This window comes from Alkalicoccobacillus plakortidis, assembly GCF_023703085.1.
In the GTDB taxonomy this organism is placed as follows: domain Bacteria; phylum Bacillota; class Bacilli; order Bacillales; family Bacillaceae_D; genus Alkalicoccobacillus; species Alkalicoccobacillus plakortidis.
Genome location: NZ_JAMQJY010000001.1, coordinates 929,983 through 950,195 on the forward strand (window position 1 = coordinate 929,983; position 20,213 = coordinate 950,195).

At 37.3% G+C, this 20,213-nt stretch carries 16 protein-coding genes, 1 tRNA gene and 4 pseudogenes; 6 read left to right on the forward strand and 15 right to left on the reverse strand.

The features are described 5' to 3' along the window. The first annotated feature begins 25 nt into the window (after nucleotides 1-25). The 4 genes and pseudogenes from NDM98_RS05030 to nadE all read left to right on the forward strand — a co-directional run bounded on the left by NDM98_RS05030 (nucleotide 26) and on the right by nadE (nucleotide 3,612). Nucleotides 26-574 carry a cysteine hydrolase family protein gene (locus tag NDM98_RS05030; protein ID WP_251605059.1) on the forward strand — a complete coding sequence of 183 codons (549 nt, stop codon included), beginning with the start codon at nucleotides 26-28 and terminating at the stop codon, nucleotides 572-574. 28 nt (nucleotides 575-602) lie between these two features. Continuing rightward, a pseudogene (locus NDM98_RS05035) lies at nucleotides 603-2,064 on the forward strand (nicotinate phosphoribosyltransferase). Between the two features lie 60 nt (nucleotides 2,065-2,124). Next, nucleotides 2,125-2,778 carry a nicotinate (nicotinamide) nucleotide adenylyltransferase gene (nadD, locus tag NDM98_RS05040; RefSeq protein WP_251605061.1) on the forward strand — a complete coding sequence of 218 codons (654 nt, stop codon included), beginning with the start codon at nucleotides 2,125-2,127 and terminating at the stop codon, nucleotides 2,776-2,778. Between the two features lie 22 nt (nucleotides 2,779-2,800). Continuing rightward, nucleotides 2,801-3,612: pseudogene (gene nadE / locus NDM98_RS05045) on the forward strand (NAD(+) synthase). A gap of 388 nt (nucleotides 3,613-4,000) precedes the next feature. On the opposite strand, the gene NDM98_RS05050 reads toward nadE, so the two are convergent. Further along, nucleotides 4,001-4,074: transfer RNA gene (locus tag NDM98_RS05050), tRNA-Val, on the reverse strand. 221 nt (nucleotides 4,075-4,295) lie between these two features. Between NDM98_RS05050 and NDM98_RS05055 the strand changes: the two genes are divergently transcribed. Next, nucleotides 4,296-4,484, forward strand: a complete 189-nt coding sequence (locus NDM98_RS05055; protein WP_251605063.1) for a hypothetical protein — start codon at nucleotides 4,296-4,298, stop codon at nucleotides 4,482-4,484. A 3-nt stretch (nucleotides 4,485-4,487) separates the two neighbouring features. Here NDM98_RS05055 and NDM98_RS05060 read toward each other — a convergent pair whose 3' ends face one another. The 8 genes and pseudogenes from NDM98_RS05060 to NDM98_RS24565 form a co-directional block, all read right to left on the reverse strand. Next, nucleotides 4,488-4,805, reverse strand: a complete 318-nt coding sequence (locus tag NDM98_RS05060; protein WP_251605065.1) for a YrhK family protein — start codon at nucleotides 4,803-4,805, stop codon at nucleotides 4,488-4,490. Between the two features lie 124 nt (nucleotides 4,806-4,929). Continuing rightward, nucleotides 4,930-6,081: a S8 family peptidase gene (locus NDM98_RS05065; protein ID WP_251605067.1), complete on the reverse strand. Its 1,152-nt coding sequence runs from the start codon at nucleotides 6,079-6,081 to the stop codon at nucleotides 4,930-4,932. A 512-nt stretch (nucleotides 6,082-6,593) separates the two neighbouring features. Then, nucleotides 6,594-7,112, reverse strand: coding sequence for a spermidine/spermine N(1)-acetyltransferase (gene paiA / locus NDM98_RS05070; protein ID WP_251605069.1), 519 nt, complete (start codon nucleotides 7,110-7,112; stop codon nucleotides 6,594-6,596). Between the two features lie 22 nt (nucleotides 7,113-7,134). Further along, the gene (locus NDM98_RS05075) at nucleotides 7,135-7,584 is read right to left on the reverse strand and encodes a MarR family winged helix-turn-helix transcriptional regulator (RefSeq protein WP_251605071.1); all 450 of its coding nucleotides are present in this window, start codon (nucleotides 7,582-7,584) and stop codon (nucleotides 7,135-7,137) included. Nucleotides 7,585-7,877: 293 nt separating this feature from the next. Beyond that, nucleotides 7,878-8,282 (reverse strand): hypothetical protein, encoded by a 405-nt coding sequence (locus tag NDM98_RS05080; protein WP_251605073.1) that lies wholly within the window; start codon nucleotides 8,280-8,282, stop codon nucleotides 7,878-7,880. Nucleotides 8,283-8,679: 397 nt separating this feature from the next. Next, entirely contained in the window at nucleotides 8,680-9,108 is a 429-nt protein-coding gene (locus NDM98_RS05085) for a GNAT family N-acetyltransferase (RefSeq protein WP_251605075.1), read from the reverse strand. Nucleotides 9,109-9,348: 240 nt separating this feature from the next. Then, the gene (locus NDM98_RS05090) at nucleotides 9,349-9,942 is read right to left on the reverse strand and encodes a ribonuclease FAU-1 family protein (protein WP_251605077.1); all 594 of its coding nucleotides are present in this window, start codon (nucleotides 9,940-9,942) and stop codon (nucleotides 9,349-9,351) included. Nucleotides 9,943-10,354: 412 nt separating this feature from the next. Continuing rightward, nucleotides 10,355-11,210, reverse strand: a pseudogene (locus NDM98_RS24565) (LysR family transcriptional regulator). A gap of 139 nt (nucleotides 11,211-11,349) precedes the next feature. Here NDM98_RS24565 and NDM98_RS05100 point away from each other — a divergent pair. After that, entirely contained in the window at nucleotides 11,350-12,447 is a 1,098-nt protein-coding gene (locus NDM98_RS05100; RefSeq protein ID WP_251605079.1) for an NADH:flavin oxidoreductase, read from the forward strand. Nucleotides 12,448-12,798: 351 nt separating this feature from the next. On the opposite strand, the gene NDM98_RS05105 is transcribed toward NDM98_RS05100, so the two are convergent. The 6 genes and pseudogenes from NDM98_RS05105 to fdhF all read right to left on the reverse strand — a co-directional run bounded on the left by NDM98_RS05105 (nucleotide 12,799) and on the right by fdhF (nucleotide 20,084). Then, complete coding sequence (locus NDM98_RS05105) at nucleotides 12,799-13,785, reverse strand: LCP family glycopolymer transferase (protein ID WP_251605080.1); 987 nt, start codon at nucleotides 13,783-13,785, stop codon at nucleotides 12,799-12,801. Between the two features lie 142 nt (nucleotides 13,786-13,927). Further along, nucleotides 13,928-14,272 carry a cupin domain-containing protein gene (locus NDM98_RS05110; RefSeq protein ID WP_251605082.1) on the reverse strand — a complete coding sequence of 115 codons (345 nt, stop codon included), beginning with the start codon at nucleotides 14,270-14,272 and terminating at the stop codon, nucleotides 13,928-13,930. A 97-nt stretch (nucleotides 14,273-14,369) separates the two neighbouring features. Further along, nucleotides 14,370-15,161 (reverse strand): formate dehydrogenase accessory sulfurtransferase FdhD, encoded by a 792-nt coding sequence (gene fdhD / locus NDM98_RS05115; protein ID WP_251605084.1) that lies wholly within the window; start codon nucleotides 15,159-15,161, stop codon nucleotides 14,370-14,372. A gap of 24 nt (nucleotides 15,162-15,185) precedes the next feature. After that, a complete protein-coding gene (locus tag NDM98_RS05120) occupies nucleotides 15,186-16,436 on the reverse strand; it encodes an L-lactate MFS transporter (protein ID WP_251605086.1) in 1,251 nt (416 codons plus the stop codon). A gap of 1 nt (nucleotide 16,437) precedes the next feature. Then, nucleotides 16,438-17,145 (reverse strand): helical membrane plugin domain-containing protein, encoded by a 708-nt coding sequence (locus tag NDM98_RS05125; protein WP_251605088.1) that lies wholly within the window; start codon nucleotides 17,143-17,145, stop codon nucleotides 16,438-16,440. After that, a pseudogene (gene fdhF, locus NDM98_RS05130) lies at nucleotides 17,138-20,084 on the reverse strand (formate dehydrogenase subunit alpha). Before fdhF ends, NDM98_RS05125 begins: the two are co-directional and overlap by 8 nt. Nucleotides 20,085-20,213 lie beyond the last annotated feature (129 nt).

A 20,213-nucleotide genomic window follows, 5' to 3' on the forward strand; every position in this document is an offset into this window, starting at 1 on the left:
GTTAACAGAAGAAACGGAGGACGTTATGAATAAGGCGTTGATAAATATTGATTACACAGTTGATTTTGTTGATACAAATGGGAAACTAACTTGCGGAAAACCTGGTCAAGACATTGAAAAAGAAATAGTGAAAGTTACTAAGGACTTTCTTAAAGATCAATCTTATGTTGTTTTTGCGATTGATCTCCATAAGGAAAACGATCAAATGCATCCAGAGTTTAATCTATTTCCACCGCACAATCTAGAAGGTACTAAGGGTAGATTCCTTTTTGGAGAATTACATGAATTGTACCAAGAACATAAGGACTCCTCCCTCACCTACTGGTTAGATAAAACAAGATATAGCGCTTTTGCAGGTACGGATCTCGAAATGAAATTAAGAGAAAGAAAGATCACTGAGATTCATTTGATTGGGGTATGTACAGACATATGCATCTTACACACCGCAATCGATGCTTACAATAAAGGCTTCAAGATCGTGATTCATCAACATGCAGTAGCTAGTTTTAATGCAGAAGGACACAAATGGGCACTCGGACATTTCGAAAATTCTCTTGGAGCAACACTCGTTTAAAAAAACATTACATTTGGAGGAAAACACAATGACTAACACTTACTCAGACGATAGTTTCATGCTGCACACGGATTTGTATCAGATTAATATGGCCCAAACATATTGGAACGATGGATTAGAAAATAAGAAATCAGTGTTCGAGCTTTTCTTTAGAAAGCTACCTTTCGGAAATGGATACGCTGTGTACGCTGGACTTGAAAGAGTCATCGAATTTTTAAACAACTTTGGTTTTACTGAAAGTGACATTAGCTACCTTCGAGAGTTAGGATATGAAGAAGACTATCTTGATTTCCTGAGCGGCCTTACATTCACTGGGACCGTCAAAAGTATGAAAGAAGGAGAATTGGTATTCGGTAATGAACCAATCTTACGTATCGAAGCTCCATTAATTGAAGCTCAATTAATCGAAACACCCTTATTAAATATCATCAATTATCAAACGTTAATTGCTACAAAGGCTTCAAGAATCAAACAACTTATCGGTGATGATCGGGCTATGGAATTTGGAACCCGCCGTGCTCAAGAAATGGATGCAGCTATTTGGGGAACAAGAGCCGCTTATTTGGGTTGGATTTGATGCAACCTCCAATGTTCGCGCTGGAAAGAAATTTGGAATTCCTGTAGCCGGTACTCATGCACACTCACTGGTTCAAGCTTATAGAGACGAGTACACAGCGTTTAAAAAATATGCGTCAACCCACAAAGATTGCACCTTCTTGGTTGACACGTATGACACACTGAAATCTGGTGTTCCAAATGCCATCAAAGTGGCAAACGAAGAGAAAGAAACGATCCATTTTAAAGGCATTCGATTAGATAGCGGAGATTTAGCTTACCTATCTAAGGAAGCTAGAAAAATGCTAGATGAAGCGGGTTATACCGATGCAGCCATTTCTGCTTCAAATGACCTTGATGAAGAAACGATTATGAATTTAAAATCACAAGGAGCAAAAATTGATGTTTGGGGTATAGGAACGAAACTTATTACAGCGTATGATCAGCCTGCTTTAGGCGCAGTTTATAAGCTTGTTTCAATCGAAGAAGATGGAGAAATGGTTGATACGATTAAAATAAGCGCAAACCCAGAGAAAGTATCAACACCTGGACTTAAAAGAGTCTTCCGCATCATCAATAACAGAAACGGTAAATCAGAAGGAGATTATATCGCGTTAGATACTGAAGAGCCGAATGAAGAAAAACAATTAACGATGTTCCACCCTGTTCATACCTTTGTAAAAAAAGTTGTGACAGATTATGAGGCTGTTGAGCTACATCACATCATTTTCGATAACGGAGAATGCGTCTATACTCAACCTAGCCTAGAAGAGATTAGATCATTTGTTACGTCTAACCTACAGCTTCTATGGGATGAATATAAACGATTGGTCATGCCAGAAGAATATCCTGTAGATCTTAGTCAACTATGTTGGGATAACAAAATGGCGAGAATTGCTGAAGTGAAACAGAAAGTCTCTGATAGAATTCAATAGATACAAGCAATGGGAGGCTCACCCTCCCCTATCATCTTGATATTACTGGAGGTTTAACCAATGGGTAAAGTAGGCATTTTCGGTTCATCTTTTGACCCGATCACAGACTCTCACTTATTCTTAGCAAAAACATTAGCTGATCTATGTAACTTCGAATACGTTATTTTTGTCCCATGTGTTAGCAGTCGTGGAGATGGAAAAAAGATGAAAGCAAGCGATGAAGACAGATGGAATATGATCCAATTAGCGATAAAAGACAATCCAATTTTTAAAGCTGATGATTTTGAAATGAACGCAAAAGCAGGAATTGGCAAACAATACACGTACCACACAATGGAATACTTCAAAGAGAAATACCCTGATGACGAACATTATTTCATTATGGGTGCTGACATTCTAGCTGAGATCGATAACCAAAGTGTGCAGCCTCACCAAAGGTGGAAGTTTAGAGAGGAATTAATAAAGAATAATAAGTTTGTTGTGATGTCTAGAGACAATATTGACATGTTAAAAGAAATATCAAAAAGCCCTATTTTGCGAAAATACCATGATGGCACTAGATTTCATTTAGTTGATAAAGGCATATCTATGGAAATCAGTTCTAGCTATATCCGAGATGAGATCAGTATGGGCAGGTACCCTCAATACCTCATGCGAGATGATGTCTATGATTATATTGTCACGAACGAGATCTATAAACATACAACCAATTAAAAAAATCCGGAGGCGATGTAACATGACCATTCAACAGCAAATCATAAAAGAACTAAGCGTTAAACCGACAATAAACCCAAATCAAGAGATTAAAAGTAGAATAACCTTTCTAAAAGACTATTTGAAATCAACGAAGGCAAAAGGATATGTACTTGGCATAAGCGGTGGCCAAGACTCTTCTTTAGCCGGGAAGCTAGCTCAACTCGCTGTTGAAGAGTTGCGATCAGAAGGCGTTGATGTGACTTTTACAGCTGTAAGACTTCCTTATGCAAGTCAGAAGGATGAAGAGGACGCACAACTTGCATTACAATTATCAACCCTGACAACAGCATCGTATTTAATGTTTTCGAGCCGGTCGTAGCTATCGAAAAAGAGTATCTACAAGCTACTGGCTCTGCCCTATCCGACTTTCATAAGGGGAATGTCAAAGCCAGAACGAGAATGATTGCACAATATGCTATTGGTGGTATGGGAAATCTCCTTGTTTTGGGAACCGATCACGCAGCAGAAGCACTAACCGGATTCTTCACAAAGTACGGGGATGGCGGTGCAGACCTATTACCACTGAGTGGATTAAATAAAAGGCAAGGAAAAGAACTACTCAATGCCTTTGGTGCCCCTGAGAAGCTTTATTTAAAAAGCCCTACAGCAGACTTATTAGATGGAAACCCACAACAATCCGATGAGCACGAACTTGGTATCACCTATGATCAGTTGGATGATTACTTGGAAGGAAAGCAGCTTTCTGAAGAAATGATGGAGCTTATTGAGGAGCGGTATGTGTCTACGGAACATAAGCGTCAGTTGCCTGTAACTCCTTTTGACGAATACTAATTTTAGATCTAACTAAAGCTGTGGAATAGGGATATATATGAAGAAATAAGGATTTGGTCTTCACTACCGAATTGGGAAACTTCCTGAATTCGAGGAATATCTTAAGGTTTTTCTACAATTTAATGACTGTTTCGGAGATATCTAGTATTAGATTTAACGATCTAAGGTATATATATGTTGTGTTTTCGCTTACGCTTACCATTTCGAGTGGTCCAGAGTATAAATAATAAACAGATATAGTCATGCATCAACACTTATACAAAAGGATACTTCCGAAGCTTTTGTTAATAATTTGTTATCGCCACCAAAATTCCACCGAATATGATAAGATCTTTATTTTAATAAAATGACAAAAAGAAAAACCCTTATCTATCAAGGGTTTTCGGTATGACCCGTATTGGGCTCGAACCAATGACCTCTACCCTGTCAAGGTAGCGCTCTCCCAAGCTGAGCTAACGGATCAAGTATGTATCTGAGACATATATAAATGTACCTTTTTTATCTGATAAAGTCAATATAAATCAACACCATTACCGTAAGCTATCACCACATCTTTTGATCTAGTTAAACGCTCAATCAAAAGTATGGTCTTTTGTGCAGAACTACCGGATCTTTTGATGATATGAGATAGTAGATAGAAGGCTTAGTAGAAGCCTAATTTAATACAGTAGGCAGGCGATTCTATGTATCATGTCATCCGAACAGTTAATGGTAAAACAGAAGCGCTTAAGGATTCAAATAGTCCTACGGTTAAACGATTTAAAACACTTATTGATGCCGAGTTAATGACGAGTAAGTTAAACAAAAACACATTACCTGATCGATTATGGTCCATTCAATTGATAAACGATGAAGAGAAGACAACCAGCTAACAACTAACTGGTTGTTTTTTCGTCTTCTTGATATTTTGTAGGGTTATAATTACGAGAATGCTTCATCTCATTTCGTAGTGATGCATCATGCATAATTCGCAGGACGGGTCTGCTTGCTAGTAATAAGCTACCACATAAGTAAAGCGAGTTCCCTACCATTTCAATGGAAGAGAAGAAGTTTAGAATACTTCCCACCACAAAAAAGAAACCTATAAGTAGGTCATTTACTGTTGTGATTAGCTGATATCTTTTTCTAAAATAGAGACGAAACCGCCCCGCTTGCAGATCAATATAGTCTTGTTCTTCTTTTTTTGAAAGCATAATTCCTCTCCTATCCTTTTATTTTTATCCGTTTCCCGCTTATGGTTTTATTAAACATCGTCAAAATAAAAAGGAGTGGACATCGTTTAGTCCACTCCCTTTTTATTCTTATTAAAACCTGCTCTTATCGACTAGCGGCATCTGCGTTTACTAATCCACTACCATATAATGTAGAGCTTCCTAGATTCGTAGATGTGTTTTTCAGATGATTACGGATTTGCGATGCACTCCAAGAAGGATAGCGTTGTTTTACAAGTGCTGCCGCTCCTGCAACGTGAGGAGTTGCCATAGATGTACCATTTAGGCTCGCATAGCGGTTACCAGGATACGTACTTTGAATGCCTACACCTGGAGCTACGATATCAAGTCCTGCACCATATTGAGAGAAGTTAGCACGGTTATTATTTTGATCGGTTGCTCCTACTGCCATTGCATTAGCATAACGTGCAGGATATCCAACGTTACCTGAACCGTTATTACCTGAAGCCGCAATAACTAATACACCGCGACTTGTAGCGTAATTAACAGCCTGCTCAAGAGTTGAGCTAGGTGCATCGCTACCAAGGCTCAAGTTTGCTATGTGCATATTGTTCGCAGCTGCCCACTCTAAACCTTGTGCAATTCCTCCAATGCTTCCTCTACCATTTGCCCCAAGAACTTTTACAGCATATAGATCAGCATTTGGTGCTACACCTACAACGCCGATTGAGTTATTCAAAGCTGCAATTGTTCCAGCTACATGGGTACCATGGCCATTTAAGTCAGATGTATTTGGTTCACCAGGCACGAAGCTAGCTCCACCACGAATTGTTAAATCACTATGTGTAGAAATTCCTGTATCCAATACAGCCACTCTTACTCCTGAACCATTTGTTCCACGGTTAATCGCTGCTGGAGCTTGTACACGAGTAATACCCCAAGGCACCGATTGCTGGATTGATACCTCAAAGTCTTCTTCAATATATGCGATTCCATCTTCTTCACTTAATGCATCAACATCTTCAGGGTCCAACTCAACTGATAATACGGGAATATAATCGTAATCAAAAATAATGTCTACATCAATATCAGTCGAATCTTCTTTTTGCTGATCTTCTTCAATAGAGAATACGCCAACCTGCTCAACTTCATCTGTAAAAGCTTCAAGTTCAGCTTCTTTTTCAAAACCAATTAGGTACTTTACCTTTTCTTCTGCAGCTGATGCTGAGTCTGTCACACTAACAAGGGCTGTTACACAAACAAGTCCTACAACAAGTTTTCCAATCTTTCTTTTCATTTGGTCGCCTCCTCATTTTTAGACCAGCTTTAACTGGTAATGATAGAGTAGCACGAATATTTCACCTTGATTATTGGGAAATCGACAGCATTTTTCTAGAAAACTAGTCTTTAGTATCTACTTAACAGGAAAATTGTTTACTCTAGAGGTCTAATGTCTAGGATAAAAACAGATGCTAAAGTCACCCACATGTGGATAGAGATTTGTTTAGTGAGCTTTATATATTTCGGATCTTGACCCTCAAATTTGCGGAACAGTATAATCAAAAGTGAAAAAGATATTGAGTACACACAACAGACTTTACATAATATTAAATGGGGAAGTGCTATTGAAATAAACACTCCCCCTGATTATTTATTAAAGGATGAAAAATATTCTTTCTCGATTTAGGATTTAGAATCTATTATTCAAATTTTCGATATGAATTCTGTTTTATAATTTCCATTATTTCATTAATATCATCAGTCTTAAATTTCTTTGGAATATAAATAGATATTCCTCCTAAGGAATATCTAGTCCAATATTTTTGTCATGATTAGATCTATTTGTTCATCATCACCCATATAAAAAGAGTGTGCACCCGTTTGGAAAAATCCTAATCTATGGTAAAATTCAAGAGCTTTTTTATTCTCTTCCCATACGCCTAACCAAATCTTCTTTTTACCGAGATCAGTTGCAATCGTAATCACTTTCTCAAACAAATGTTTTCCAAGACCTTTACTTTGAAAATCTTTTCTTATATATATTCTCTCTACTTCAAGATAATCAGAACCCATTTGTTCTGATTGAGCCTCATTAACGTTTATTTTTAGATAACAAGCGATTTTATCATTAACATATATAAAATAGAACTCGGAAGAATCATTTTTCAATTCCTTTTCTAATTGGTTCAAATTATAAGCTTTTAACAAGTAAGCTTCCATATTATCTGAAGAATTTTGATCTTTAAACGTATCATTAAATGTCTCAATACTTACCTTTTGAATTAACTCTACGTCTTTAAGCTTGCACTTTTCTATTCTTTTTATCATTCCAACTCATGCTCCTTCTGACTCAATAATTTCGTTTGTTTCCCTTTTTGACAAATTCCCAATCGATTTCGGCATTTTTTCTAGCTCTTCGTAATAATAATAAAAGATTTTCTACTTCTTTATCTGAGAATCCTTTTAATACGACACTGTTTGAATGTTCATTTTCTCTTATAATAAAAGGGTAAACACCTTCTCCTTTTTCTGTAGGAAAGAGTTTTTTTATTTTTCTATTATGTTCATCCTCTTTTTTCTCAATAAATCCGTTGATTTCTAGTTTTTTTATGGCTCGAGCTGCACTTGTTCGATCCACTTTAATTAATTCTGCTAGCTTTTCTTGAATGATCCCTGGGTTTTCACAAATTCGAACCAGATACAAATATTGCCCTTTTGCTAGATCATATCTTTTAAATTCAATATTACTAATAGAATCTAATGATCTTGCAATCATTCCAATTTCGCGCAGTATTTCCATTCAAACTCCTCAATTCTTTTTAAAAGATATACTCATAATGTATCTGCATTTTGTTGCGTTTGCAACAAAAATTATTCTGATTAATAATAATATAAAACAAAAAAAGCACCAAAGCTTCGAAAGCCTTGGTACTAATGGTATGCGGACCGCAGGACTCGAACCTCCTCGAGTTTAACCTCACTAGGCCCTTAATTTTGCGAAACGGTAGAGATGACTACATTAATATTCGTTTTTATTAACACGTTATACAAACCCTACAGATTTAGTTCTACTTAAGTTAATATAAATTAATGCTAAACTTTCACTTCCCTTATATTACGAGATTCTTCTTGAAGTATATTCATAAAGAGGAAACGATATAATATTAATCCAAAGACAGTTGAATAAAGAATAACGATTGTTATAGAAAATAAATTTTCAGAGTTAACTTGGTTGACCAAAAATCTTTGAATCGTTAGTATATCTGTACTTAAAGCAAATAATAATGCTGACAAGAATTCAGATATTCTTTTATTGTTAATATTAGCAAAATTAATTCGATATAAATTAAAGATCTTTTTTAAATTAGCTCCTACCTTATTTCCTTTATATATGCCAAACAAGATACCTACAAAAAGAAATAGCATATATGAATCTAACTGGTAGTTAAGAACAATTAAATTCATCAAAATACCTATTAGAATTAAAACAGTTTTCATTTATATCGTTACTCACCTCTATTGTCTTAAATAAATTTTGAAACTATCTTCAAGTAATCATACTCTATTCACAAAATTTAGAGAAGGTAGTTTTAACCTGTGTATGAAATAAAAAGCACACAAGCTCTAAAAGTCTTGATGCTACTAGTATGCGGACCCCAGGACTCGAACCTCTCGAGTTCAACCTCACTAAGCACTCAATGCCGTGGAAACTTGTTATCTCCTTCAAACACGCACACCACTTGCACTCCTTTGCGCCCATTTCATATATAATCGTCCATTTTCAAATATCGTGGTGAAGAATTGGTGAAGCTAGAAATGTTCGTTTTTTAATGTAGTTTATTCTTGTGTGATTCCTTAATATTGTCTGTTATGAAGTCCTCCTTTTCAATTACGCTCAATTAATTAGAACTTTTTTTAGAAAGTAATGTTCGAAGTCTCTCCCTACATTATTAAGTTTTCCATATACGATAAAGTTATGTTTTTCATAAAACTCTAATGCCTGAAAACTAAGGGTTTCAACTTTTATAAAATCGCACTTTTTCTCATAAGCTATTTTTTCTATTTCAAGTAATAGCTTAGTACCATAGCCTAGATGACGGATATCCTCATCCACAATTAAATAATTTACTTCTAACCAGTTCCAACAGACTTCACCTAATAATCCACCACGGACATTACCATACTCATCCTCTATAAATAAGTGTATTTGCTCATACCTTCCTCTTAAATCTTTTGGAAAATGTGCTAAGTTATATTTATAAAGCTCATCCTCAATATAAGTTTTTTTCTCATTGTTAACATTTTTCATTATACTAAGTTTCATTACCTTCTCCTCCATGTAAAAATTTTTAATCGCATGCATCGAATGATCCTGAATGATGACTGGATCTACAAAACAAATGAAACGTATTTTATGTGACATTGCACGTTTGATGAAAGAGGCCTACATTTTCTGCTTCTCCATATTGCGAGGCCATATTGATTACACACACCTCTAATACCTATTAGAACAAATAACTTTTTTTACCGATTAACCCTTTCTGATGTGTATTCTTTAGGAATACTAATAAAAAGACATTCTTTTGTTCTTTTCTAATATTGAGTCGTTCATTAATTTTGACTTTTTCAATTTAGGTTGTAATCCGGATTGATTAAGACCTTGGAAAGGGTATATTTCTTCTAAGAACGATCTCAATCTGTATTCATTTATAATTGACACTAACTTGTTACAGCTTTCTAAGGCGTTTATTTTTTCATACTCAGAGAACCAGTTCATTTCATACCCTTCCAGGAATTCTTCTTCATCTTTTATAAGATAATTGCTCCCATCACTTCTTACTAATACATCTAGCATTAAATCCACATTATAAACTTGTCCTTTTTCTACAAAAAAAGGAGAGCATATATCGAAGTTGTAACTCCAAACAAAATTTGTTTCTTTATCCAATTCTTGAAGAAATTCTCCATCCATATCAAAACTAATATTTATCTCAAACCAATATTCTTTAAATGAGTAGTGTCGAAGTATTGTTTGTTTATCAATTAGAACGTCGTAAACAAGATATTTATTATCAAATCTTTTAATTCCCACTTTGGGAATATCGAACGTTCTAACCTCATATGGTAAATGCAAATTATGAAATAACAGTTCATTCATCTCAATTACACCTTTCTGTAATTCTCAAAAACCTATTAAACTTTCATATAAACATAGTCCTCTATCTAAACATTCACCAATTCTCTTCTAAAACCTGCCATTAAAAATAAAAAAGCACCAAAGCTTTATTAGCCATGGTACTACTAGTTACAACTATAAGCGGCCCGGAGGAATCAAACCTACACGAGTTCAACCTCACTAAGCACTCAATGCCGTGGAAACGTGTTATCTCCTGCAAACAATCTCATTTGCGTACATTTCATATAAAAACGTCCACATTCGATTAACGTAGTGAAGAATTGGTGAAGCTATAATGTCCCTATTCTGCATCACTCGAAGTACAATTGTAATTACATTCAACGTTCTAAAAACGAACATTGGTTATAAATAAAACATAATTATTCGTTCTCTATTATTTCCATTCACTAGAATGTTCTTTTATCAGTTCAATCATACTCATGATAGACGGAGAGAGCCACTTATCCTTATGGTACGTTAAATAAGTTGAAAGAGTTGAAGTATCTTTTGAAACAATTTCCCCACTTAAAATATGGTTTTTTATTTCTTCTTTTACTGAGAATAAAGGCACTAACGATATCCCTAACCCATTCTTTACGCAATGTTTAATTGCTTCAATACTTTGAAATTCTAAACTTTCTTCAATGTGTAAATCATTAGATGAAATGTACTCATCAAATACTGACTTATAACTGCATCTTAAATCAGAATAAAGAGCTGTATTAGAAGCATTGTTTTCAAAAGCTTGGACTAATTAAGACCATAGTTTCCTTAATCAACTCCTCAATATAAAGTCCTTCTTGAACCCACTCTTCTTTTTCTAATACCAACGATATATCGATCTCTCCACTTTGAAGACTCTTAGTTACATCATAATTTTCTAGGGACTTAACATAAAGGTTCACTTTAGGGTATTTCTTTTTAAACTCTAGAAGCAACAAAGGGACTCGGCAAATCGTCAATGATTCAGAAATTCCTAATGTTAGATCTCCTTGTGGTTCTTTATTAATATTTAATGATTGATTATATAACTCAATTATTTTATTCGCATAGGGTAAAAATTGAACCCCATAGTTTGTTAATATTACCTTCTTTCCAAGTCTATCAAATAAAGGACTTCCTAATTCTTTCTCTAAGTCTTTAATGTGAGTAGTTATTGATGATTGTGCATACCCCAGGTACTCGGCAGCTTTATTAAATCCATTTTTCTCTACGATGGTTTTAAATGTTACTAATTGACGAAGTTCCAATATTAACTCTCCTTTAATGTCACTTCAAATATATTGAACGATATGATCTAATATATCTATTTTACTAAATTTCAATACCGATTTAAACTATAAAATAGTTAACAAATTTTAAGTAGCACTCATATTAGGAGGAATAATCGTGGATAACAAGATCTTATTTGATTCATTTAGAATTAATCATACAAAAATGAAAAATAGAGTTGGTGTAGCACCAATGACTCGAATTAGCGCTACAACAGAAGGCTTTGTAACGGATAAAATGATTAACTATTACCGTTCGTTTGCTAAAGGAGGTTTCGGCTTAATTATCACAGAAGGTACGTATATTGATGATAAACATAGTCAGACATATCAATTCCAACCTGGTATAGCTTTTGATGGACAAGCTCAAGAGTGGAAAAAAGTTGTCGATGCTGTACATTCAGAAGGTGGAAAGATCTTCATGCAATTACAACATACAGGGCCACTTTCTCAAGAAAATCGTTTCACGAACGAAACAATTGCTCCATCTTCTGTTCAGCCGAAAGGAGAACAATTACAATTTTATTTGGGAGAGGGTCCTTTCAAACTTCCAAAGGAGATCACAAGAGAAGAAATGAATGAAGTAAAAAATAGTTTTATCGAATCCGCCAAAAGAGCTGAATCCGTTGGTTTTGATGGCATTGAGTTGCATGGTGCGAATGGTTATCTACTAGATGCATTTCTTACAGAATACACCAACCAACGCAGTGATGAGTATGGAGGAATCACCGAGAATCGAGTTCGATTCTTAGTGGAAATTGCCGAGGAAGTAAGTCAAGCAGTAAGTCCCAATTTTACGGTAGGCATGAGGATTTCTCAATCTCAAGTAAATGACTATATGTATAAATGGTCAGGTAAAGAAGAAGATGCAAAAACTATCTTTAGTGCGTTAGGCGAATCCGGTCAACACTATATTCATGTTACGGAGTTTGAAGCATGGCAACCTGCTTTCAATGACAATGAACCAAAATCACTTGTCTCATTAGCAAAAAAATATAGTCAATTACCAATTATAGCTAACGGTCAGTTAGAGAACCCTGAACGAGCTATAGAGATATTAAATAGTGGAGATGCTGATCTTGTTGCGTTAGGTAAGGGTGCTCTAGCAGACCATGACTGGATTAAAAAGGTACAAAATGATGAACCACTATCAAAATTTGATGCAGATAGTGTGTTACATCCAGTAGCTAACATTAAGGATTTTGAAATAGAATAATTTGTAATACAATTGAATTAGTGCCTCGCAGAGCTTCCTTTAATAAGGAGGCTCTTTATATTTCAATACATTTATTTGTTTCATTCATAAAATTAATTGATAGAGCTAGTGATAATTTACTCTAAAGTTGATTTATAAAAAAGAACCACGGCTTAAAGCATTGGTACTTAGAATTTTTCAATATGCGAACCGAAGTACTCGAACCTCCACGAGTTTAACCTCAAAATATCCTCAACCTAGTGCCCCTGTCCTTTTAAAAAAAACTGCGATTACCTTTTCTATTGTGCTGTACCTCCTTCATATAGAAAAACCCCACTTCAAAAGAAGCAGGGTCACTACATAAACGTTATATTATTGTGCTACAGTTGAAGACTGTTGTAAGCCTAAATGTTCTTTTAACTGATTTTGAGTATTTGCAAGTGATGTATCATCTACTCGTACATAACTAACACCATCAGTTCCTCTGAACGGTTCTCCTTCAATTTGAAGCTGTTCAATTTCACTAATTGAGCCGGCATAACCGTGTAGTGCTACTAAGTTAGCAAAGGTTAAATCGGTTCTAAGTGTATTACCAAGGCTATCAAACACTCTTCCAAAATTATCAATACTTTGGAACGAAGCTGCTTTGTCAATAATCGCTGCCATTACTTGTGATTGACGCTGTCCTCGTCCAAAATCTCCGCCGCTATTGGCGCTTTTACGCTCACGAGTGTATGCTAACGCATGTTCACCATCTAACTCTGATTCTCCTTCAGTAAAGTTAAGTGTTTTTCCACCTTCTGTGAAATCAAACGTATACTTTACATCTACATCGACACCATCTAATGCGTCAACGATATCTTTAAAGCCATCAAATTTTACTGTTGCATAATAATCAATCGGAATTTCGAGAAAATTCTCAACCGTTGCAACAGTCATGTCAATTCCGCCAAATGCATTGGCATGGTTAATTTTATCCTGTGTACCTCTACCAACAATTTCTACATACGAATCTCGTGGGATACTAGTAAGAATAATAGATCGTTCCGAACGATTAAACGTTGCAACTAAGATTGCATCTGTTCTGGCATGATCTTCACCTGGACGTGCATCATCACCAAGTAATAATACTGAGAAGTTGTGCTTACCTACATCTACGGCTTCTGTTCGAAGCTCTGATTTCTCGCCTCGCTCTAAAGTCGAGTGAAATTCATTCTCCGCACCTTTTGCTTTCACGTAGAGATAACCTACTCCACCACCGACAATAAGTAGCATCAAACTTGCCAAAATAAGCAGGGTTTTTAGAACGCGCCTTGATTTACGCTTCCCCCGCCTCTGCTTTCGTGAACCATTTTCCATAATTAAACCTCACTTTTTTTTCATTACATATAAGATATACATCGTTTTTTTTAAGTAGTTATTATTTAACATTCACTCATCATACATGATAACTTTCTAAACATAAAGATAATACCATAAATCTACATAAATCTACAACAATCTATTTACGTAATAGATTAGGATTAAGCGTTTCTGATTCAATAATTAGGGCAGTCATGCCAATAGTTGAGGTCGTTTGATGATGTTCTCCCTCTTTCCAAAAAACGGCATCTCCTACACCTACTTCATCTGTTTTATCAGCAGTTGAAACCGTTGCATTGCCTGAAACAACGAGCATTAATTGAGGAACTTTTGCTTCGTGAAATCCGATTAATCCATCTGTATCTAGATGTACACAACTCATTCTTGTTTCAGAGGTTGTGTGACAAATTTTCGACATTAGCGCTTGTGATTCAAATTGTCTTATCGGTTTGCCTGTTTCAGGTCCAAATCGAAACACTTCCACTATTCAGTCACTCCTTTTTGCCTTAACCGTTATCTTATCAAATTCCTACAGTTCACGAAAGCCTATTTGTCAGAAAAATTGCGATACAGTCTATTTTCTATCCTATTCGTTCTGGCCAAGTATAGACATTAAAGGACTGATTCCGGATAAATCCAACCGTAGTGATTCCGAGTTCTTCTGCAAGTTCAATGGCTCGTTCTGTTGGTGCCGATTTTGACAAAACAATCTCACAACCAATCCTTGCCGCTTTTAACAAAATCTCAGAAGATATCCGTCCACTAAATAATAAAAACGTTCCTTCTAATGAAAGCTCATGACGCAAGCAATAGCCATATATTTTATCTAGTGCATTATGACGCCCAATATCCATTCGACTTAACATCATGCCATCTTCATTGCATAATGCCGTATTATGTACCCCTCCTGTTTGTTTAAAGATATCCGCTGAATTCTGCAATTGATTCATATAGAAGAAACAATCCTCAGGCTTTAATTGAACAGATTGTTTTTTTATTTTTTGAGTATTCAACGCATCCTGCGCAAAAACAAAACCTTGCCTGCTGCCACCGCAGCAGGAGGTAAGGTATCGTTTTTGTTGAAGTTTTGCATAGAGAGGATTTAGACGATCTGAATTAATGTGGATAAATCCTTGCTTATGATCTACTCTCATGTTTTTGATATCTGAATACCTTTTAATGATGCCTTCAGAAACCAGATAGCCAACAGCTAGATCCTCGATATAGTCTGGTGTGCAGACCATTGTCATAAGTTCACTGCCATTGATTTTGATCGTTAGGGCATATTCAGAAGCGATGGTATCTTCTACTTCTTTTGCCCCCTCTAAAGAATATCGGACAATTGATCGAGTTGTTGTAATCGATGGTTCCATTTTATTCACCATGCTCTCTTACGATTAGGTTTGTTCGCGTATCTTTTTGATGTTCACTCGAATCATCAGGGAGACAGCCAACGCAACGGCAAATGCTCCTGCAAATATATACATTGTTAAGGTATAACTCTCTGTTGTCTCACGCAAGTATGCAACAATTAAGGGTCCAGCCAGACCAGCTGCGGCCCAAGCCGTTAAAATATACCCGTGTATGGCACCAAGCTGTTTTGTTCCGAACAAATCTCCTATATAAGCCGGAATAGAGGCAAATCCTCCACCATAACAAGAGAGAATGATGAAAATAAGCAGCTGAAACACATATTCATTTGAAACGATTGGTAACAATGCAAACGCAACGAGTTGGATGGCAAAAAAGGATGTATACACATTTGGTCTGCCTATATAATCCGACACAGATGCCCAACCAATTCGCCCAAACCCATTAAATAATCCCATAATTCCGACCATCGTTGCTGCAGCTCCTGCTGTTAATCCCGCTACGTCCTGTGCCATGGGTGAAGCAACGGAGATAATTGCAATCCCACAGGACACATTGATAAAAAGCATGACCCAAAGTGCCCAGAATCGAATGGTTTTGACGGCTTCATTAGCCGTTAGTTGAGATAGATCAGCAGGCTGTTCCTTCTTCTTGGACTTTTCTTTCTTTTGCTTCTTTTCTTTCATTGCTTTTGGCTTCCAGCCTTCTGGCGGTGGAGCTAAATATAATGAGGAAGCAAACATTAAGATAAAGTAAATACCACCAGTGATAAAAAATGTACCTGAGATGCCAACCCAGTTAATCATCGCTTCAAACACAGGGCTTGCAATTAAAGAGGCAAAACCAAACCCCATAATCGCTAGACCTGTTGCTAACCCCCTTCGGTCAGGGAACCATTTTACTAATGAGGAAACGGGTGTAATATAACCGATACCTAGCCCAATTCCCCCAAGTACACCATAGAAGAAATACAATAAATATAACGATCCAATTTCATTAGCGAAACCTGAGCCTAGAATACCTATTCCAAAACAGATTGATGCAATTAGACCTGATTTTCTAGGCCCATATTTTTCAACAAAGTGACCCATAAAAGCAGCGGACAAACCAAGAAAAAGAATGGCGATACTAAACGTAAGTTGAACTTCACTCAAACTCCAGTCATGCTCATTACTTAGCGGATTGGTAAAAACACTCCAAGAATAAACGGAACCGATCGAGATATGAATACCAACAGCTGCCAACGCAATAAACCAGCGATTTTTTGTTTTCCCCATTTTATGCTCCCTTCTTGACATTGCCTCCTACCTTTATTTGGCCACGTTTTTTCCTGATGTAAGTAAGACTGATACAAGTGAAACTCCTGCTACTGCAGCTGCCCATTTCCAAGCCATTTGATTGCGCCTTTTTCACTGTTGATTTTTCATCATTGGCTTCATACTTTGTGTCTACTTGGCTATCCTGATCTTGATGTACTTGATCTTCAGGTCGTTTTGTGGTTCGCTCTTTATCATTCTGATTCTCTCCGATACCTTTTAGAAACGCGACAGATAGGTTCAATGCGTTGCGAAACTCCGGATCCTTTAAAGAGCGAATCAGCCGGATGTAGCTTGACTGATTTTCTACTTTTTCAAATTCAGCTGCCCGTGCGATACCTTGATTGACTTTTAGGACAAGTGGTTCTAACTGTTGAACGTTTAACGTTCCTAGTACCCAAGCCATTAGCAACATATTCTTCAAGGAACGTGCGGTTTCAGGATTATCAATTGTCTTAACAAAGATATCCATCACCTTGTCTCCCTCGCTAAAAAGAGCGGTCAGCATCGGCAGGATTTTTCGATCCTGCAAATGCCCGATGATCTCAAACGTTTCATGAATCGCATCCTTATGATTAACTAATAGCTGTTGAACCTCCAAAAGTTCTTTCTCTCTTAATTCCTCGTCACTATAGGTCTTCCGTCTAATGGTTGTCGTCGCTTTAGCCATGCTGATTCGACTCCTTTTTCACTAGATCTCCCGGGAATGTATAATCTTTTCTCTGCCACTTTTTCTCAACAGCCACACCAATTTGTGGCTGTGGGTTCCCGTACCGGTGATTAATACGCGGGAGTGGAGAATCACCTTTTTCACGTAAAATCTCGAGTTTTGCACTTACCTCTTTATAAGCAGGCGTGTCTGTATCCTTATCCGCGTGACTGCTGGTCAAGTAATTGATTGCACCAACACCAGAATCATTTAATGGCAGATACACTTCTTTGCCTTTGACCCGATCTGTCACCAGGCACTCCACCTTTACGTTGCCATATGGAGAAGTTAATCGCACTAATGTCCCATCCTCAAGACCTCTTTCAGTTGCCAATTCAGTTGAAACTTCAAGAAATACTTGAGGTGTCTTTGACGTAATGCCTTTTGATTTGTAGGTCATATTGCCCTCATGAAAATGCTCCAAGCAATCGGCCGTTATTCACATGAAGATCATATTCCTCTCCGTACTCAAGCGGTTTTGTCCACTCAACCGGGAACAGCCTTGCTTTGCCATCAGGGAACGGAAATTCGTCTAAGAATAATAAAGGTTGGTCTGTGCCATCAGCTGCAACTGGCCATTGTAAGCTGTTATAGCCCTCAAGACGCTCATAACTAACACCCGCAAATAGTGGAGCAAGCGATGCCGCTTCCGCCATGATTTCGCTAGGATGTGTATACGTCCAATTTGCATCAAGAGAATTCGCGATCTCTTTGATGATCTGCCAGTCTGGTTTGGAATCGCCAAGTGGCTCAAGCGCCTGATACAAACGTTGGAAACGTCTTTCCGTGTTTGTGAATGTACCTTCTTTTTCTAGACTTGGACTTGCTGGGAGCACAACGTCTGCATATTGAGCTGTTTTAGATAGAAAGATATCCTGAACCACAAAGAAATCAAGCTTTTCAAAGGCAGAATGAACATAGTTTAAATTGGAATCGAATAAGCCCATATCTTCACCTTTTAAATACATAAGCTTTAAGTTCCCATCATGAATGGCTTCGATCATCTCGTGATTATTAAGCCCTGGTTCCTTTGGAAGTGAAACACCCAAGCCCTTTTCATATTTTGTTCGAACGGACTCATCAGCAACCTTTTCGTATCCAGGGAAACGGTCAGGCATACTGCCAAAGTCACTGGCTCCTTGTACATTATTATGACCTCGTAGAGGATAGCTACCTGCACCTGGTTTTCCATAGTTACCAGTTATCAAAAGTAGATTTGAGATCGCTGTACTTGTATCACTACCACCAAGATGTTGAGTGACTCCCATCGCCCATAACACACAGACACTATTGGCATCTGTAATGCGCTCTGCCATAAAAATAAGTGTATCCTTAGAGACTCCAGTTACTTGCTCAGCGTATTCGAGTGTGTACGGCTCTAAGCTTGCGATATAATCCTCTAGGTGATTTACACGATTATCAAGAAAGGCTTGATCCTGCCAACCTTGATCGACAATATACTTTGTGATTGCCGATAACCAAACAAGATCACTACCAGAGGAAGGCTGAATAAACAAATCTGCTCTCTCAGCCATTTCATGTTTACGTAAATCAGCCACAAAAAGCGTTTGTCCTTTTAATTTATGAGAACGTTTTACACGAGTGGCAAGCACAGGGTGTGATTCTGCTGTATTGGTTCCGATAGCAAGCACTAATTCGGACTGTTCAATATCAGTAATAGAGCCAGAGTCTCCACCATAACCAACCGTTCTAAACAGACCCATCGTTGCTGGTGACTGACAATACCGTGAACAGTTATCTACGTTGTTTGTTCCAATCACACCTCTTGCCAGTTTCTGCATCAAATAAGATTCTTCATTTGTACACTTAGAAGAACTAATAAATGCCATGGAATCAGGACCGTGGTCTTTTTTTGTTTCCTTAAACTTACTCGTAATAAGCTCAAGTGCTTCGTCCCACTCTGCCTCGCGGAATCCATCTCCTTCTCGAATTAGGGGTTTTGTCAGGCGTTCTTCGCTATTCACAAAGTCCAAGCCGAATTTCCCCTTAATACAGGTTGAGATGCCATTAGCCGGCGCTTCGATTTGTGGCTCTACCTTTAAAATCTTGCGGTCTTTTGTCCACACATCGAAGCTGCACCCAACCCCACAATATGTACAAACTGTTTTTGTTTTTTCAATATGTTCATCACGCATTGCGGCTTCCATATCTGAAATAGCAAGAATCGACCCATAACCTGTCTCCACATTTTTAGTTGTCTCAATCATCGGACGCAACGTCTTTTTTGCAATGGCTGTTAGGAAGCCAGCCTCACCTTCCATACCTGTTTCCATCATGGCATTACATGGACAAACCGTTGAACAATGACCACATGATACACAGGAGGATTCATTAATTGGCGAATCCTTATCCCAGATAACACGTGGTTTTTCTCGCTCCCAATCGATTGAAAGCGTCTCTGTTACTTGGACGTCTTGGCACGCCTCCACACACCGACCACATAAGATACACTGATCAGGGTCATAACGATAAAACGGATTTGAATGATCAACTTCATAGGGCTTATGGGCAAATGGTACACTTTGATGATTGATCTTCATGTCTTTTACCGTATTGTGAATCTCACAGCCACCATTGTTAAAATCACAAACGGTACAATATAGCTCATGATTCACCAAGATACGATCCATGGCGATTGTTTGAGCTTCCTTAACTTGAGACGTCTCAGTCTGCAAGACATCTCCATTCTTTAACTCAGTTGAACAGGAGCGAACATATTCCCCGTTCACCTGAATAATACAGGTATCACATGTTTCAATTGCTCCAAGGCTTGGATGATAACAAACAGTTGGAATGTCTACTTCCTGCGCTTTTAAAAACTCGAGTGCAGTTTGTCCTTCTGAAGCTTGTACCGTTTTGTCATTTACTTGGATGTTCATCTGCTTTGGCACCAACAAACGACCCCTTCCATCAAATTATCTTTACTTTCAGTCTTCTTTCATTTTACCCCTACAGACACATCCTCAAACTAAATTGTATACGCTTACATCATGTCGTGCGGGAAAATC

Excerpts from the sequence above, each read along its gene's own strand:
- NDM98_RS05030 (WP_251605059.1), top strand. The coding sequence starts at position 26 with ATGAATAAGGCGTTGATAAATATTGATTACACAGTTGATTTTGTTGAT.
- nadD (WP_251605061.1), top strand. The coding sequence starts at position 2,125 with ATGGGTAAAGTAGGCATTTTCGGTTCATCTTTTGACCCGATCACAGAC.
- NDM98_RS05055 (WP_251605063.1), top strand. The coding sequence starts at position 4,296 with ATGTATCATGTCATCCGAACAGTTAATGGTAAAACAGAAGCGCTTAAG.
- NDM98_RS05060 (WP_251605065.1), bottom strand. The coding sequence starts at position 4,805 with ATGCTTTCAAAAAAAGAAGAACAAGACTATATTGATCTGCAAGCGGGG.
- NDM98_RS05065 (WP_251605067.1), bottom strand. The coding sequence starts at position 6,081 with ATGAAAAGAAAGATTGGAAAACTTGTTGTAGGACTTGTTTGTGTAACA.
- paiA (WP_251605069.1), bottom strand. The coding sequence starts at position 7,112 with ATGATAAAAAGAATAGAAAAGTGCAAGCTTAAAGACGTAGAGTTAATT.
- NDM98_RS05075 (WP_251605071.1), bottom strand. The coding sequence starts at position 7,584 with ATGGAAATACTGCGCGAAATTGGAATGATTGCAAGATCATTAGATTCT.
- NDM98_RS05080 (WP_251605073.1), bottom strand. The coding sequence starts at position 8,282 with ATGAAAACTGTTTTAATTCTAATAGGTATTTTGATGAATTTAATTGTT.
- NDM98_RS05085 (WP_251605075.1), bottom strand. The coding sequence starts at position 9,108 with ATGAAACTTAGTATAATGAAAAATGTTAACAATGAGAAAAAAACTTAT.
- NDM98_RS05090 (WP_251605077.1), bottom strand. The coding sequence starts at position 9,942 with ATGAATGAACTGTTATTTCATAATTTGCATTTACCATATGAGGTTAGA.
- NDM98_RS05105 (WP_251605080.1), bottom strand. The coding sequence starts at position 13,785 with ATGGAAAATGGTTCACGAAAGCAGAGGCGGGGGAAGCGTAAATCAAGG.
- fdhD (WP_251605084.1), bottom strand. The coding sequence starts at position 15,161 with ATGGAACCATCGATTACAACAACTCGATCAATTGTCCGATATTCTTTA.
- NDM98_RS05120 (WP_251605086.1), bottom strand. The coding sequence starts at position 16,436 with ATGGGGAAAACAAAAAATCGCTGGTTTATTGCGTTGGCAGCTGTTGGT.
- NDM98_RS05125 (WP_251605088.1), bottom strand. The coding sequence starts at position 17,145 with ATGGCTAAAGCGACGACAACCATTAGACGGAAGACCTATAGTGACGAG.